Origin of the sequence: Streptomyces sp. NPDC058008 (genome assembly GCF_042886395.1) — a bacterium.
Taxonomy (GTDB): Bacteria; Actinomycetota; Actinomycetes; order Streptomycetales; family Streptomycetaceae; genus Streptomyces.
On record NZ_JBHVQX010000029.1, the window covers coordinates 37,524 to 53,275 of the forward strand.

The 15,752-nt window shown below is 72.6% G+C and carries 9 protein-coding genes; 7 read left to right on the plus strand and 2 right to left on the minus strand.

Going from position 1 to position 15,752, the window contains the following annotated elements; all coding sequences use genetic code 11:
• Positions 1-36 precede the first annotated feature (36 nt).
• Positions 37-1,167 carry an NAD(P)-binding domain-containing protein gene (locus ACFVS9_RS26055; RefSeq protein WP_389935942.1) on the plus strand — a complete coding sequence of 377 codons (1,131 nt, stop codon included), beginning with the start codon at positions 37-39 and terminating at the stop codon, positions 1,165-1,167.
• 624 nt (positions 1,168-1,791) lie between these two features.
• Here the strand turns inward: ACFVS9_RS26055 and ACFVS9_RS26060 are convergent.
• Complete coding sequence (locus ACFVS9_RS26060) at positions 1,792-3,597, minus strand: ABC transporter ATP-binding protein (protein WP_383116190.1); 1,806 nt, start codon at positions 3,595-3,597, stop codon at positions 1,792-1,794.
• A 147-nt stretch (positions 3,598-3,744) separates the two neighbouring features.
• Between ACFVS9_RS26060 and ACFVS9_RS26065 the strand changes: the two genes are divergently transcribed.
• Both ACFVS9_RS26065 and ACFVS9_RS26070 read left to right on the plus strand, forming a co-directional pair.
• Positions 3,745-4,191, plus strand: a complete 447-nt coding sequence (locus tag ACFVS9_RS26065; protein WP_389935945.1) for a MarR family winged helix-turn-helix transcriptional regulator — start codon at positions 3,745-3,747, stop codon at positions 4,189-4,191.
• 46 nt (positions 4,192-4,237) lie between these two features.
• The gene (locus tag ACFVS9_RS26070) at positions 4,238-7,180 is read left to right on the plus strand and encodes an FAD-binding and (Fe-S)-binding domain-containing protein (RefSeq protein WP_389935948.1); all 2,943 of its coding nucleotides are present in this window, start codon (positions 4,238-4,240) and stop codon (positions 7,178-7,180) included.
• A gap of 73 nt (positions 7,181-7,253) precedes the next feature.
• Here ACFVS9_RS26070 and ACFVS9_RS26075 read toward each other — a convergent pair whose 3' ends face one another.
• Positions 7,254-7,490: a hypothetical protein gene (locus tag ACFVS9_RS26075; RefSeq protein ID WP_383116187.1), complete on the minus strand. Its 237-nt coding sequence runs from the start codon at positions 7,488-7,490 to the stop codon at positions 7,254-7,256.
• Positions 7,491-7,707: 217 nt separating this feature from the next.
• Here ACFVS9_RS26075 and ACFVS9_RS26080 point away from each other — a divergent pair, with 217 nt between their 5' ends.
• The 4 genes from ACFVS9_RS26080 (at position 7,708) to ACFVS9_RS26095 (ending at position 15,642) form a co-directional block, all read left to right on the plus strand.
• Complete coding sequence (locus ACFVS9_RS26080; protein ID WP_389935951.1) at positions 7,708-10,080, plus strand: WD40 repeat domain-containing protein; 2,373 nt, start codon at positions 7,708-7,710, stop codon at positions 10,078-10,080.
• 314 nt (positions 10,081-10,394) lie between these two features.
• On the plus strand, positions 10,395-11,849 hold the full coding sequence (locus tag ACFVS9_RS26085; protein WP_389935954.1) for a Gfo/Idh/MocA family protein: 1,455 nt from the start codon (positions 10,395-10,397) through the stop codon (positions 11,847-11,849).
• 176 nt (positions 11,850-12,025) lie between these two features.
• Positions 12,026-13,864: an ABC transporter transmembrane domain-containing protein gene (locus ACFVS9_RS26090; protein WP_389935957.1), complete on the plus strand. Its 1,839-nt coding sequence runs from the start codon at positions 12,026-12,028 to the stop codon at positions 13,862-13,864.
• Positions 13,861-15,642, plus strand: a complete 1,782-nt coding sequence (locus ACFVS9_RS26095) for an ABC transporter ATP-binding protein (protein WP_389935960.1) — start codon at positions 13,861-13,863, stop codon at positions 15,640-15,642. The genes ACFVS9_RS26090 and ACFVS9_RS26095 overlap by 4 nt, the downstream gene beginning before the upstream one ends.
• Positions 15,643-15,752: the final 110 nt, after the last annotated feature.

Genomic DNA, 15,752 nt, shown 5'->3' on the forward strand with positions numbered 1-15,752 from the left:
GGGAAGATCCGGGGCACACACCGGGTTGGTAGAAAGGTGAACAACTTCGGGGTGCGTGAGCTGGACGTGGTCGTCGTCGGCGCCGGGCAGGCGGGGCTGTCCGCCGCCTATCACCTGCGGCGCGCCGGACTCGAACCGGAGAAGGCGTTCGTCGTGCTCGACCACGCGCCCCGGCCCGGCGGCGCCTGGCAGTTCCGCTGGCCCTCGCTGACGTACGGCAAGGTGCACGGCATGCACTCCCTGCCCGGCATGGAGCTCACGGGGGCCGATGACAGCAGACCCTCGTCCGAGGTGATCGCCGCCTATTTCGACGCCTACGAGCGCCGCTTCGGCCTGCGGGTGCACCGCCCTGTCGAGGTGAGCACCGTACGCGAGGGGCAAGGGGGCCGACTGCTCGTCGAGAGCTCCGAGGGTACGTACGCCACGCGCGCGCTGATCAACGCCACCGGCACCTGGGACCGGCCGTTCTGGCCGCGGTATCCGGGCCAGGAGACGTTTCGGGGACGACAGTTGCACACCGCGGACTATCCAGGTCCTGCGGAGTTCACCGGCCTGCGGGTGGTCGTGGTCGGCGGCGGCGCTTCGGGCACGCAGCATCTGATGGAGATCGCCGAGGTGGCGGAGGCGACGTACTGGGTGACGCGGCGCCCCCCGGTCTTCCGCGAAGGGCCGTTCGACGAGGACCAGGGGCGCGCCGCCGTCGCCATGGTGGAGGAACGCGTACGCCGCGGGCTTCCGCCGCAGAGCGTGGTGAGCGTCACCGGGCTTCCGCTGAACGACGCCGTCCGGCGCGCACGCGAGCGGGGAGTCCTCGACCGGCTCCCCATCTTCGAACGGATCACTCCGGAGGGCGTGGTCTGGCCGGACGGTCGCGCGGTCGAGGCCGACGTGATCCTCTGGGCCACCGGATTCCGTGCAGCCGTCGATCACCTCGCACCACTCGCACTCCGCGAGCCGGGCGGCGGCATCCGCGTCGAGGACACTCGGGCCGTGCGGGACGCTCGTGTCCATCTCGTCGGGTACGGCCCGTCCGCCAGCACGATCGGAGCGAACCGGGCCGGCCGGGCAGCGGTCCGGTCGGTCACCCGGTTGCTGGGCAGCGACAGCGACAGCGACAGCGACAGCGACAGCGACAGCGACAGCGACAGCGTGACGGTGACAGCGTGACGGTGACGGTCTGAACGGGGCCGATATGGCTGGGAGCGGATGTCCGCCCGGGAGGGCGGCAGTCCAGGGGCGGTTGTTCAACCACCCGGACGCGACGGACCGCGGACCACGGACCACGGACCACGACCAGGCACGTCCCACAGCCACACCGCGCAACCACACCACGCAGCCGCACCGCGCCCAGACCGAGTGACCAACAAGCTTCCTGACCAGCCCGCTTGCCCGTGTCATCCGCGCCGTGAGTTGGCTCGTCCGGCTGTCGTCCGACCGTTCCGTCCTGCACGTCGGCCCTGCCCTGCCCTGTCCGCCCCACAGGAGCGGCGGCGCCGCTGTGTTCGGGGCAGCGGTCCGCCCCTCGGACCCGTGTGTCCCTCCCCCGTGCCCGCGCGAGGGCGCGTCGGCGAAGCGCAGGGAGTCGGCCGTCAGGGGGCCGTCTCGACGATGGCGGTGGGAATCGACCGGCCGAGGTGCACCCGGTCAAGGTGACGCGGAAGGCGGTCGAGGTGTGCGTCGGCGGGACCGCCGCGTCCGCAGCGTATGCACCGTGCCTGTCCCCGCGTCTGCCCCGCACCCTCCCCCACGTCCGCCCCGCTGCCTGGCGCTCGTGGCAAGCCCGGCCGCCTCTCAGGTGGCGACCGGGGCCAGGTGGCCGTCCCGGCGGATCAGGGCGGCATAGCGTCCGTCCTGTGCGAGCAGTTCCTCATGGGTGCCGCGCTCCGCCGCACGGCCGTCGTCCAGGACGACGATCTGGTCGGCGTCCCGGACGGTGGAGAGCCGGTGCGCGATCGTGAGCGTGGTGCGGCCCTTCGACAGGGCGTCGATGGCCTGCTGCACCGCGTGTTCCGTACGGGTGTCGAGGGCGCTGGTCGCCTCGTCGAGGATCAGCACGGGCGGGTCCCGGAGAATCGTGCGGGCGATGGCCAGGCGCTGCTTCTCGCCGCCCGAGAACCGGTATCCGCGTTCGCCGACCAGGGTGTCGTAGCCGTCGGGCAGCCCGGCGATGTGGTCGTGGATCTGCGCGGTGCGGGCGGCCGCCTCGATCTCCTCGTCGGTGGCGTCGGGTTTGGCGAAGCGGAGGTTCTCCGCGACCGAGGCGTGGAAGAGGTACGTCTCCTGGGAGACCACGCCGACGGCCCGGGCGAGGGTGTCGAAGTCCAGGTCGCGCACATCGACCCCGTCGAGCGTGACCCGGCCTCCGGTCACGTCGTACAGCCGGGGTACGAGGTAGCTGAGCGTGGACTTGCCCGATCCGGTGGGGCCGACGACGGCCAGGCTGTTCCCGGCGGGCACGGTCACGTCGATGCCGCTCAGGGTCGGGCCGGACTTCTCGTCGTAGCTGAAGGTGACGTCCTCGAAGGCGATCTCGCCGCGGATCCTCTCCAGCCGGACGGGCTTCTCGGGCTCGGTGATGTCCACATCGAGATCGAGGTACTCGAAGATGCGCGCGAACAGGGCCAGAGACGTCTGCATCTGCACACCGGTGGCGAGCAGGCTCACGGCGGGCCGGAACAGGCCCTGCTGGAGCGAGACGAAGGCGACCAGGGTGCCGATGGAGACCGGCGTCGCACCCGACTGGAGGGTGAGGCCTGCGGCCCAGTAGATGACGGCGGGCATGGCCGCCATCACGATCCCGATGGTCGACATCCGCCAGCGGCCCGCCATGTTGGAGCGCACCTCGAGGTCGACCAGGCGCTCCGACTCCTCGGAGAAGGACCTGGTGAGGGAGTCCGAGCGGCCCATCGTGCGGCCGAGCAGGATGCCGCTGACCGACAGCGACTCGGTGACCGTGGCGGCCATCGCGGCCATCTGCTTCTGGCGCTGCGTGGTGATCTTCTTGCGCTCCCGGCCGACGCGACGGCTGATCCAGACGAAGACGGGCAGCAGGAGCAGCGAGACGACGGTGAGCCGCCAGTCCAGCGCGAGCATGGCGACCACGGTGGCGACGACCGAGGTCAGGTTCGAGACCAGGGAGGTGGCGGTGGAGGTGACCGTCGCCTGCATGCCGCCGATGTCGTTGGCTATGCGTGACTGGACCTCGCCGGTGCGCGTCCGGGTGAAGAAGGCGAGCGGCATCCGCTGCAGCTGGGTGTAGACGGCGGTGCGCAGGTCGTGCATGACGCGCTGGCCGACGGTGGTGGAGATCAGGGTCTGCAGGACGCCGAAGACGCTGTTCATCACGGCGGTGAGGATCATGCCCAGCGCGAGCAGCGTGAGCAGGCCCGTGCGGCCCTGGGGGATCGCGGTGTCCAGGACTTCGCGGAGCAGGAACGGGGAGGCGACCGACACCAGCGAGGAGGCGCCGACCAGCAGCCCCACGAGGGCGAGTCTGCCGCGGTAGGGGCGGAAGAGCCGGAAGATCCGGCGAAGCTCGGCGGGCGGCTGCCCGGCATCTTCGGCTGGAGGCGTCCAGGCGGGTTCGTCGGGTTTCATGGGCTCCTTCGGAGAGCGTGCGAGGGGGCGCTCGGATCCGGGCGGCCGGCGGAGGACCTCCGTGGGCCGGCGGACGAGCGGACTTTTGAGAGCCTAGCTCATTGTTACCTCTGTTCACAATGCACTACGTCCTGATATTGTTCCCCCATGGAATCCCCCGACTCCGACGGCATGCTCGCCGAGCAGCTGCTGCGGCTCACACGCCGCCTCCAGCGCATCCAGAGCCGGCAGCTGGAGCCGATAGGCATCACCCCGGCCCAGTTCCGCCTGCTGCGCACGACCGCGCACTACGACGGCCCGCCCAGGATGGCCGATCTCGCCGAGCGCCTGGACGTCGTCCCCAGGGCGGTGACCACCCTGGTCGACGGGCTGGAGGCGGCCGGCCGGGTGCGCCGCGCGCCGGATCCGGACAATCGCCGGGTGATCCGTATCGAGATCACGGAGGAGGGCCGGGCCGTGCTCCGTTCGATGCGCGACGCGCGGAAGGCCGCCGCGGAGGAGATCCTGGCTCCACTGACCCCCGAGCAGCGTGAGGTGCTCGGCGGTCTGCTCACCGCTCTGGTCAACGGGATGCCGGAGCGTCGCCGCTGCTGAGGCAGGCGGTGCGGCCGCCGCACCGCGCCGTCGAGGGGACCCTGACATGCCGCTGCTGGAGCCGAAGCCGGAAGCCCTGCGACCAGGTCCGGGACGCGCCCCGTCCCCCGATCGGGTGCCCGGCTGGAAGGCGTCCGGGACCCCGGCGGGGCTGCGGGCCGGCCTGACGGCCCTGCTCGGCCCGGAGAAGGTGCTGTGGCGCGTCTCCGACCTGGTGAAGTACGCCTCCGACGCGAGCCCCTACCGCTTCCTGCCGCAGGTCGTGCTGGTCCCCGAGGACCTCGACGACATCTCCGCGATCCTCTCCTACGCCCACGGCAACGGCCGCGAGGTCGTCTTCCGGGCCGCCGGCACCAGCCTCAACGGCCAGGCGCAGGGCGAGGACATCCTGGTCGACGTACGTCGGCACTGGACGGGGATCGAGGTCCTCGACGACGGTGCCCGGGCCAGGATCCGGCCGGGGACCACGATCATGCGGGCCAACGTCACCCTCGCCCGGCACGGGCGGGTCCTGGGTCCCGACCCCGCCAGCGCCATCGCGTGCACCGTCGGCGGGGTCGTGGCCAACAACGCCTCGGGGATGACCGCGGGGACCACCCGGAACGCGTACCGTACGGTCGCCTCGCTGACCTTCGTCCTGCCGAGCGGCACGGTGGTCGACACGGGCGAGGCGGACGCCGACGAGCTGCTGCGTCACGCGGAACCGCGCCTGTGTGACGAACTGCTGGCCGTCAAGGCCGAGATCGAGGCCGACGAACGGCTCACCGCCCGCATCCGCGCCAAGTACGAGATCAAGAACACCAACGGCTACCGTCTCGACGCGTTCCTCGACGGTTCGACACCGGTGGAGATCCTGCGGGGCCTGATGGTCGGCTCCGAAGGCACCTTCGGCTTCATCTCCGAGGTCGTCCTCGACACGCTGCCGCTCGACCGTCAGGTCTCCTGCGCCCTGTTGTTCTTCCCCTCGCTCCCGGCGGCAGCGGCGGCGGTGCCGCGGTTCAACGAGGCGGGGGCGACGGCCGTGGAGCTGATGGACGGCAACACCCTGCGCGCCTCCGTCAGGGTCGAGGGCGTCCCTTCCGACTGGGCGGGGCTCCCGAGGGGGACGACGGCGCTCCTGGTGGAGTTCCGCGCCCCGGACGAGGACGGGCTGACCGCCTTCGAGCAGGCCGCGTCCTCGGCCCTCGCCGACCTCGACCTGGTGGCTCCGGCGGCCTCGGTCACCAACCGGTTCACCCGGGACGCGGCCACGGTGTCCGGGTACTGGAAGGCGCGCAAGGCGTTCGTCACCGCCGTCGGCGGCTCACGTCCCTCGGGCACGACGCTGATCACCGAGGATTTCGCCGTCCCGCCGTCGCGCCTCTCGGAGGCGTGCGAGGCGCTGCTCGCCCTCCAGGCCGGCCACGGGTTCGACGCCGCGGTCGCCGGTCACGCGGCGCACGGGAATCTGCACTTCCTGCTCGCCTTCGACGCCGCGAAGCAGTCGGACGTCGACCGGTACGCCGCCTTCATGGAGGAGTTCTGCACGCTCGTCGTCGACCGGTTCGACGGCTCCCTGAAGGCGGAGCACGCCACCGGCCGCAACATCGCGCCCTTCCTGGAGCGGGAATGGGGCCCCACCGCCACCGCGCTCATGTGGCGCACGAAGCGGGCCATCGACCCCGCCGGCGTCCTGGCCCCCCGGATCGTCCTGGACCGGGATCCGGCGGGGCACCTGCGCGGCCTCAAGACCATCCCCACGGTCGAGACCGTCGCCGACCCCTGCATCGAATGCGGGTTCTGCGAGCCGACCTGCCCCAGCGAGGACCTCACCACCACACCGCGTCAACGGATCGTGCTGCGCCGGGAGATGATGCGGCAGCCGGACGGCTCCCCGGTGCAGGAGGCCCTGCTGGACGCCTACGGCTACGACGCCGTGGACACCTGCGCGGGCGATTCCACGTGCAGGCTCGCGTGTCCGGTCGGCATCGACACCGGCGCGATGATGAAAGGGTTCCGCCACCGCCGGCACTCCCCGCGTGAGGAGAAGGCCGCCGTGCTGACCGCGCGGCACTTCAAGGCCGTCGAGGCCTCGGCGCGGGTCGCCCTGGGCGCGGCCGGCCTGGTCACCCGGGTCGCGGGCGACCGGCTGCTCGACGCCGCGACCCGGCTCGCCCGCAAGGCCGTGGACCCCGATCTGGTGCCGCAGTGGCTGCCGGAGATGCCCGGGGCCGCCCCACGCGCCCTGCCGCCCACCTCCCGGGCGGGTGCGCACGCGGTCTACTACCCGGCGTGTGTGAACCGTATCTTCGCCGGTCCCGACGACGCGGGGTCGCTGTCACTCGCCCAGTCCGTCGTCTCGTTGTCGGCGCGCGCCGCGAAGCCCGTGTGGATCCCGGAGAACATCGCCGGGACCTGCTGCGCGACGATCTGGCACTCCAAGGGGTACGACGCGGCGAACGCGCTGATGGCCAACCGCATCGTGGAGGCCGCCTGGGGCTGGACCGGCGGCGGCGCGCTGCCCCTGGTCGTGGACGCGTCGTCCTGCACGCTGGGCCTGGCACACGAGGTGGTCCCCTATCTCACGGAGGACAACCGGGCGCTGCACGAGGAGCTGACCGTCGTCGACTCGCTCGTCTGGGCCGCCGACGAACTGCTCCCCCACCTGACGGTGTTCCGCAGGACCGGGTCCGCGGTCCTGCATCCCACCTGCTCGATGGAGCATCTGGGCGACGTCCCGCACCTGCGCGCACTGGGCGAGGCGTGCGCCGAGGAGGTCGTCCTGCCGGACGACGCGGGCTGCTGCGGATTCGCGGGCGACCGGGGCATGCTGCACAAGGAGCTCACCGACTCGGCGACCGCAGGGGAGGCCGCCGAGGTCGGCACCCGTGAGTACGACGCCTACCTGTCGGCGAACCGCACCTGCGAGATCGGGATGGACCGGGCGACCGGCCACCGCTACCACTCCGCGCTCATCGCACTCGAACGGGCGACCCGGCCGACGATCTGACGTGGTGTCGGCCCACGTCCGGACGAGACCGGGAGCGGGAGCGGGATCCGGTCGGAACCTGCTGGTGGTCCGGTCATCGGATGAGCGTGCGCAGCACGGGGATGCTGCCGCCGGCACTGCTCACGCCCGCGATGACGGCCGCTGCGACCGGGGCCCGGCTGAGTACGGTGAGGCCGCCGACGACGAGACCGATGAGGACGGCGGCCAGCAGGACGACGGCGGTGTGCAGGGATACGAAGGTCTCCTGTCCCTGGGCGGTCCCGCCGGTTGCTGACGGGGTGGGCGGCTGTACGTGCGGTTCGGTGTCCATGCCCTGACGATGGCGCCCTCCAAGACCGCGAACTGCGCAGATCGAACAGTTCCGTCGAACGCCGATCGCGCGGGTGACCCGCCTGCCCACGGACGGAACACCGCCGAACACCTCGCGCGCAGACCTCCGTTACGAGCCTGTTCCGCCGAGTGCGGTGCTGATCGGCCCTGACGCTTCTAGGCTGCTGACGACTTCGCACGACCCGGGGGACGCGTTCATGGCCGAGCAGGACACGAACACCGATATCGCGGGCGCCTACGGTGAGGCGCTGCGGAACCAGGCCGTTCACCTGAGCCGGCTGAGGGCGGAGAGGGGCAATCCGTCGCTGCGCGCGGTCGAGGCCCGGGCGCGGAAGCTGTTCGCCCAGGAGAAGGCGGCGTTGCCGATCGCGACGCAGAGCGCCGCTCTCGGCGGCAGGTACGTGGGCGTGGACAGGCTGATGCTGCTCGTACGCACGCTGATGTCCTGGGACGAGTACGGTCAGGAGTGCCCGGCGCCCGGCCGGAGGTCACCCGTCCTGGAACCGTGGCGTGCCCGGTGGGTCGCCACGGCGGCTGCGCGGCCCGCCCGTCGGCAGGGCCGTTCCCTGCCGGAGCCGGGGCCGGCCTCGCACGGGGCGGCGCCGGCCCGGCCCGCTGATCGTCCCCCCGGCCGGGAGCCCGCGGGCGGACCCGGCCGCGAGGGGAGCCGGCCCTCGACCGTAGGCGGGCCCGTCCTGCCGGACGCCCTCGCCTACGCGCCTCTCGTCCACACGGGGCCGGTCGTCGCCGCGGCGTTCTCCCCGGACGGGCGGCTGCTCGCGACGACCAGCGCCGACACCTTGGTCCGCCTGTGGGAGTCCGCCACCGGCACTCCGGTGGGCGAGCCCCTCACCGGCCACACCGAGGGTGTGTCGTCCGTGGCGTTCTCACCCGACGGGCGTCTGGTGGCCACCGGGAGCGGAGACCGCACGGTACGCCTGTGGAGCCCGGTCACCGGGGCTCCGGTCGGTGACCCGCTCGTCGGCCACACGGACGAGGTCTGGGCGGTGGCCTTCTCCCCGGACGGTCGCACACTGGCCACCGCGGGCGCCGATGAGACCGTGCGGCTGTGGGGCATCACGGCCCGCACTCCCGTTGGGACCGTTCTCACGGGCCACAACGATCCGGTCTGGTCGGTGGCGTTCTCGCCCGACGGCCGGCTGCTGGCCACCGCCGGCCGCGACAGGACCGTACGGCTGTGGGACCCCGCCGGCGGCACCCCGCTCGGAAAACCGCTCACCGGCCACACGGACGACGTCGAGTCGGTGGCGTTCTCCCCCGACGGCCGGCTGCTGGCCACAGCGGGCGCCGACGGAACGGCGCGGCTGTGGGACCCGGCCACCGGCTCTCCGCTCGGCGAGCCTCTCACCGGCCACACCGGCCCGGTCTTCTCGGTGGCGTTCTCCGCCGACGGCCGGCTGCTGGCCACCGCCAGCCGCGACAAGACCGTACGGCTGTGGAACTCCGGCACAGGTGCCCCAACAGGTGAACCCCTCACCGGGCACACCGACCAGGTCTGGTCCGTGGCGTTCTCTCCGGACGGGAGTCTCCTGGCCAGCGCCGGCCACGACAGGACCGTACGCGTCCGTCCGTGTGCCACGCCGCGCACGTCACGGCCGGCCGCAGGGGACACCTCCGGGCTCCGGGCGATCCTCCACGCCATGAGCCGGGGACACCGCGTGCCGCTCCCCGTCCTGGACACCGGCCATGCCGGTCCCGAGGTCCCGGTGGCGTTCTCACCGAACGGGTGCCTCCTCGCCTCGGCGGCCCGTGCGGGGTCCGTGATCCTGTGGGACCCGGTCACCCGTCTCCCTGAGGGCCGGCCCCTCAGCGCCCACGGCGACGCGGTCACGTCGCTGGCCTTCTCGCCCGACGGGCGGCTCCTGACGACCGCGAGCCACGACGAGACCGTACGTCTGTGGGACCTCACCACTCGGCTCACCGTGGGCCGGCCGATCACCAGCCGTGAAGGCCCGGTCCTGTCCGTGGCGTTCTCACCGAGGGGTCGCCTCCTCGCCACCGCCGGCCACGCCCCCCGGCTGTGGGACGTGCGCGGCGGCGAGCCCTTCGCCGGGCCGCTGACCGGCCACACCGACAGGGTCCGGTGCGTGGCGTTCTCCCCCGACGGCACCCTCCTGGCCACCGCGAGCGACGACCGCACCGTGCGCCTCTGGGACTGCGCCACCGCCGCCCCCTTCGGGGAGCCCCTCACCGGCCACACCGACAGCGTCCGGTCCGTGGCGTTCTCCCCCGACGGCACCCTCCTGGCCACCGCGAGCGACGACCGCACCGTGCGCCTCTGGGACTGCGCCACCGCGACACCCGGCGCGAGGACCTCCTTCGGCTGCACCGGACCGGTCTCCTCGGTGGTGTTCTCCCCCCACGGCAGGCTCCTCGGCACCGTCGGTGACGATGTCCTGCTCCGGGACGTCGCGGACGGCACGCCGTCGGGGGAACCGCTCACCGGGCGTACCGGCAGTGCCCGGTCCATGGCGTTCTCCCCCGACGGACACCTCGTCGCCGTCCGCGGCGGCGACGGGACCGTGCGCCTGTGGGCAGGACATTTCTGACGACGGCCGCTCCGCACGGCGGCCGGGTGCGTCAGGGCCGGCTCCGCGCCCCGGACGGCACGATTCACCTCGTACGGCGATTCGAGTCAGGGAGAAGCCCGGGGCGGCGACCGCGACCCGTACGCCCCGCACCCGCGCCAGGAGTCGTCGCAGGTCGGCCGGAAGTCCATGGTTTGAACCCAGGAGTTCACTGCCTTCCCTTGCGTAAGAACAGCCCCACCGTCCAAGGTCCTTACGGAGTGCCGGAGATCCCGTGTCCACGCGGGCTCCGGCTCTCGTACGCGCACCGTCAGATCCCCCTCTCTGGAGGCCCGATGAATGACGACGCACCACAGGACCAGGACCGGACCGACCCGCGGACCACGGAAGACGGCTCTTTGAGCCGTCGTACCGTCCTTCGCACCACAGCGGGGACGGTCGGAGCGGCGAGCGCCGGGCTGGGGCTCGGAGCGCTCGGTTCCGGCCCGGCGGCGGCCGCCGAACGCGCCCCGGCCGACGACCCCTTGTACGTACCGGCCCGCAAGGGCGCCACCATGGCCGGGGTCCGGTTCGACCGGCGTTCGACCGTGCGGGTCGGCATCGTGGGCCTCGGCAACCGCGGCGGCAGCATGATCGACCTCTATCTCGCCGTCGAAGGGGTCCAGGTCGTCGCCGTCTGCGACCCGGTGAAGGACAAGGCCGAGCGGGCCGCGGCGAAGGTGACGGCGGCGGGGCAGCCCGCACCCGCCGTCTACACCAAGGGGGAGCACGACTACGAGAATCTCTGCGCCCGCGGGGACATCGACTTCATCCACGTGGCGACGCCCTGGGACGTCCACTTCGAGATGGCGAAGACGGCCATGCTGCACGGCAAGCACGTCGGTGTCGAATGCCCGGTCGCCCTGCGGCTGGACCAGCTCTGGGAGCTCGTCGACCTCTCCGAGCGGACCCGTCGCCACTGCATGCAGCTGGAGAACTGCTGTTACGGGCGCAACGAGATGCGCGTGCTGCGGATGGCGCACGCCGGCCTCTTCGGCGACCTGCTGCACGGAGCGGGCGCGTACAACCACGACCTCCGCGGCCTGATGTTCGACCCCGACTACTACGAAGGCCCCTGGCGCCGGCTGTGGCACACCCGGCTGCGCGGTGACCTGTACCCCAACCACGGCTTCGGCCCCGTCGCCAACTACATGGACGTCAACCGAGGTGACCGCGCCGTCAGCATCACGAGCGTCGGCTCCCCCTCGCTGGGCCTCGCCGCCTACCGCAAGGAGCACATGTCGGCCGGCGACCCGAGCTGGAAGGAGACCTACATCGAGAGCGACCGGACGATCAGCCTCGTCCAGACGGCCAAGGGCCGGGTGATCCGCCTGGAGCACGACGTGTCGACGCCGCACCCCTACTCACGGATCAACAGCCTCGGCGGCACGAAGGGGGTGTTCGAGGACTATCCCGAGCGGATCTACCTCGAACCGGACCACTCGAACGACGAGTGGGCCGACTTCGGGGCGTACGCCGACTGGGACCACTGGCTGTGGAAGGAACACGCGAACCCGCCCGGTGGCCACGGCGGGATGGACTACATGATGGTCTTCCGGCTGATGCAGTGCGTCCGGCTCGGGCTCGCCCCCGACTTCGACGTGTACGACGCCGCCACCTGGACGGCCCCCGTACCGCTGAGCCACCTGTCGATCAAGGCCAAGGGTGCTCCGCAGCCCATCCCCGACTTCACCCGGGGCGAGTGGAAGAAGGCCCGCTCCGGCATGGACTCCGTCCGGCCCGCCGGATAGGCGGAGGCGCCCCGCCGCCCCGGCCGGCGGCGGGGCGCCCGCCCCGCGGGAGCCGCAAACGCACCGGAATAAATCGGTTGCCCCGGACGGGGGCGGGAAGCGAACCTTGCACGGTTTGCTCCCCCCTGTTCCACGAGATCCGCCCCCGGATCTCGGCTTCCGATCCTTGGGACGTCATGCAGATTCGCGATCTTCCGTACTCGGATCCCGGCGATCCCGACGTACGGTCGGGCCCCCGTTTCCTGATCTGGCTCGGGCGCAGTCAGCTCACCGGCCAGCTCAAGTCCCTTGCCTGGGGGCTGCTCCACCACGGTGCGCTCGCGGGTCTTCCGCTCGCCGTCGGCCTGGCCGTGCAGGCCGTCATCGACCGTTCGGGCCGCGGCCTCGCGGTGGCCGGCGCCCTCCTGCTCGTGCTCGGCGTCCTCATCTCCGTCGGCGACACCATGCTCCACCGCACGGCGGTCACCAACTGGATCACCGCGGCGGCCCGGGTGCAGCAGCTGCTGGCGCGCAGGACGGCCGAGCTGGGCTCGGCGCTGACCCGCAGGGTGGCGGCCGGTGAGGTGGTCGCCGTCTCGACCGGCGACGTGGAGAAGATCGGCTGGTTCGTCGAGGCGCTGTCGCGCTTCCTGGCCGCCGCGACCGCGCTCGTCCTGATCTGCGTGGGCCTGGTCCTCTACCTGCCCTCGCTGGGCGTGCTCGTCGCCGTCGCCACACCCGTCCTGGCGCTGGCCGTGCTGCCGTTGCTCCCCCGGGCCACACGCCGCGCGGACCTGCAGCGAGAGAAGGCGGGCCGGGCCACCGAACTGGCCTCCGACACGGTCGCCGGGCTGCGGGTGCTCCGCGGCATCGGTGGCGAGGAGCTGTTCCTGGGGCGCTATCGGCGCGCGTCCCAGGAGGTCCGCGAGGCCGCCGTGCGCAGCGCGCGGATGTGGGCACTCATCTCGGCGATCCAGGTGTTCCTGCCGGGAGTTCTGCTCATCTCACTGGTCTGGTACGGCGCGACGCTCGCCAGGGACGGCCGGATCGACGTGGGCCAGCTGGTCACCGTGTACAGCGCGGCGACCCTGATGCTGTTCCCGCTGCGCAACGTGGAGGAGATCGCCATGGCGTACTCCTTCTCGCGGCCGTCCGCGCAGCGCGCCGTGCGGGTGCTTTCCCTGCGCCGCACCACGCGCCCGGCGACCGCGGACGCCGGGACGCCACAGGGCGACCTGTACGACCCGGTGACCGGGATGATGGCACCGCGGGGCCTGTTCACCGCGGTGGTCTGCGGGGACCCCGACGAAGCGGGGCGGCTGGCGGAACGCCTCGGCGGTCACGCCGAGCCCGGTGAGGCGTCCGGGCCGCTGCCCTCCGTGCTGCTCGGCGGCGTGCCGCTGGACGATCTGCCGCTCGCCTCGGCACGCGCCGCCGTGCTGGTGCAGGACAAGGACCCGGTGCTGCTCTCGGGGACGCTGCGGGAACTGCTGGACGTCCCGTCGTCGGGCGGTGTGACGGCCGGGGACGCGCTGGCCGCCGCCCGGTGCGGTGACGTGCTCGACGCGCTGGCCCAGGCGTCCGTCGACGCGGACGGCGATCCCATGGACACGCGGATCACCGAGCGCGGCAGGTCGCTCTCCGGCGGCCAGCGCCAGCGGCTCGCACTGGCCCGTTCGCTGGTCACCGACCCGGAGGCGCTGGTCCTCGACGAACCGACGTCCGCCGTGGACGCGCACACCGAGGCCAGGGTCGCCGCCGGGATCGAGCGGCTGCGGCGGGGCCGTACGACGGTGGCGTTCGCCTCGTCCCCCCTGCTGCTGGACCTCGCCGACCGTGTCGTGTTCCTCCACGGGGGCACGGTGGTCGCCGTCGGCACGCACCGCGAACTGCTGCGGGACGACGCGCGGTACCGGGCGGTCGTGACCCGGGAGACGGACGACGGTTCCGAGGTGCCCGGCACACAGGACGCACCCACCGCGCTCGACGGGCCGCGGCCGGAGCGGGCGGTACAGGAAATCGAGGAGCGAGCATGATCGGCCTGGCACCACCGGAGTACGACCCGGCCGCACCGGAGTCGGCGACGACCCTGCCGGTCGGTTCACCGACGACCGTACGGACGTATGTCCGGACGCTGCTGCGGCGTCACCGACGGCCCTTCGCGGTGCTCGTCACGGTCAACGCCGTCGCGGTCATGGCGTCGATCACCGGCCCGTATCTGCTGGGCGGGCTGGTCGAGGACCTCTCGAACGGGGTCACCGACCTGCACCTGGAGCGCACCGCCGCGGTGTTCGCACTGGCGCTGGTCGTGCAGACCGTGTTCACGCGGACGATGCGGCTGCGCGGGGCCGTGCTGGGCGAGGAGATGCTCGCCGATCTGCGCGAGGACTTCCTCGTGCGGTCGGTCGGGCTGCCGCCCGGGGTGCTGGAGCGGGCGGGCACCGGGGACCTGCTGTCCCGGATCACGACCGACATCGACCGGCTGGCCAACGCGATGCGTGAGGCCGTGCCGCAGCTGGCGATCGGTGTGGTCTGGGCCGGCCTGCTGCTCGGCGCGCTGACCGTCACCGCCCCGCCGCTGGCGCTGGCGGTGCTGATCGCGCTCCCGGTTCTGGTCGTCGGGTGCCGCTGGTACTTCCGGCGGGCGCCCTCCGCGTACCGCTCGGAGACCGCCGGGTACGCGGCGGTCGCCGCCGTCCTCGCGGAGACCGTGGACGCCGGACGGACCGTCGAGTCCCACCGGCTGGGGGCCCGCAGGGTCGCGCTGTCGGACCGGCGGGTCAAGGAGTGGACGGCGTGGGAGCGGTACACCCTGTTCCTGCGCTCGGTGCTCTTCCCGGTCATCGACGCCACGTACGTGACGATCCTCGCGGCGGTGCTGCTGCTCGGCGGCTGGTTCGTGATGGAGGACTGGATCACCGTCGGCCAGCTGACGACGGGGGCGCTCCTGGCGCAGATGATGGTGGACCCGATCGGCCTGATCCTGCGCTGGTACGACGAGTTGCAGGTCGCCCAGGTGTCCCTGTCCAGGCTCGTGGGCGTGCGGGAGATCGAACCCGAGGCGGGCGACGAGCGCGTCGGTCCCGACGGCAGGCAGGTGCGTGCCGAGGAGGTGCGCTTCGGCTACCGCGCGGGGGTCGACGTCCTGCACCGGGTGTCGCTGGACGTCGCCCCCGGGACGCGTCTGGCGCTGGTCGGGCCGTCCGGTGCGGGCAAGTCCACGCTGGGCAGGCTGCTGGCGGGGATCTACGCGCCCCGGGCGGGTTCGGTGTCGCTGGGCGGCGCGGAGCTGTCGCGGATGACGGCGGAGCGGGTGCGGACGCACGTGGCTCTCGTCAACCAGGAGCACCACGTGTTCGTGGGCTCGCTCCGGGACAACCTGCTGCTGGCCCGCACGGACGCCGGGGACGCGGAGCTGTGGGCCTCGCTGGCCGCGGTGGACGCGGACGGCTGGGCGAGGGCGCTCGACGGGGGGCTGGACGCGGAGGTCGGCTCGGGCGGTCTGTCGCTCACCCCGGCGCAGGCGCAGCAGATCGCGCTGGCGCGCCTGGTCCTGGCGGATCCGCACACGCTGGTGCTGGACGAGGCGACCTCGCTGCTCGATCCGCGGGCGGCCCGTCATCTGGAGCGTTCGCTGGCGCGGGTGCTGGACGGCCGTACGGTCGTGGCGATCGCGCACCGGCTGCACACGGCCCACGACGCGGACGTGATCGCGGTGGTGGAGGACGGCCGGATCAGCGAACTGGGCAGCCATGACGAGCTGGTGGCGGCGGACGGCGCGTACGCGGCGCTGTGGCGGTCCTGGCACGGCTGAGGGTCCGGCTCAAGGCGCAGGGGGCGGCGCACTCGGCGCCGGGGGGTACCCGCCCGCGCGCCCCCGGCGGGCGGCTCGGTGTCCGGTGTGCGCGGGCGGGCCGGGTGCGC

What these genes read in the sequence shown, in the direction of transcription:
- ACFVS9_RS26080 (WP_389935951.1), top strand. Translation starts at nt 7,708, where the DNA reads ATGGCCGAGCAGGACACGAACACCGATATCGCGGGCGCCTACGGTGAG.
- ACFVS9_RS26090 (WP_389935957.1), top strand. Translation starts at nt 12,026, where the DNA reads ATGCAGATTCGCGATCTTCCGTACTCGGATCCCGGCGATCCCGACGTA.
- ACFVS9_RS26070 (WP_389935948.1), top strand. Translation starts at nt 4,238, where the DNA reads ATGCCGCTGCTGGAGCCGAAGCCGGAAGCCCTGCGACCAGGTCCGGGA.
- ACFVS9_RS26065 (WP_389935945.1), top strand. Translation starts at nt 3,745, where the DNA reads ATGGAATCCCCCGACTCCGACGGCATGCTCGCCGAGCAGCTGCTGCGG.
- ACFVS9_RS26085 (WP_389935954.1), top strand. Translation starts at nt 10,395, where the DNA reads ATGAATGACGACGCACCACAGGACCAGGACCGGACCGACCCGCGGACC.
- ACFVS9_RS26095 (WP_389935960.1), top strand. Translation starts at nt 13,861, where the DNA reads ATGATCGGCCTGGCACCACCGGAGTACGACCCGGCCGCACCGGAGTCG.
- ACFVS9_RS26060 (WP_383116190.1), bottom strand. Translation starts at nt 3,597, where the DNA reads ATGAAACCCGACGAACCCGCCTGGACGCCTCCAGCCGAAGATGCCGGG.
- ACFVS9_RS26075 (WP_383116187.1), bottom strand. Translation starts at nt 7,490, where the DNA reads ATGGACACCGAACCGCACGTACAGCCGCCCACCCCGTCAGCAACCGGC.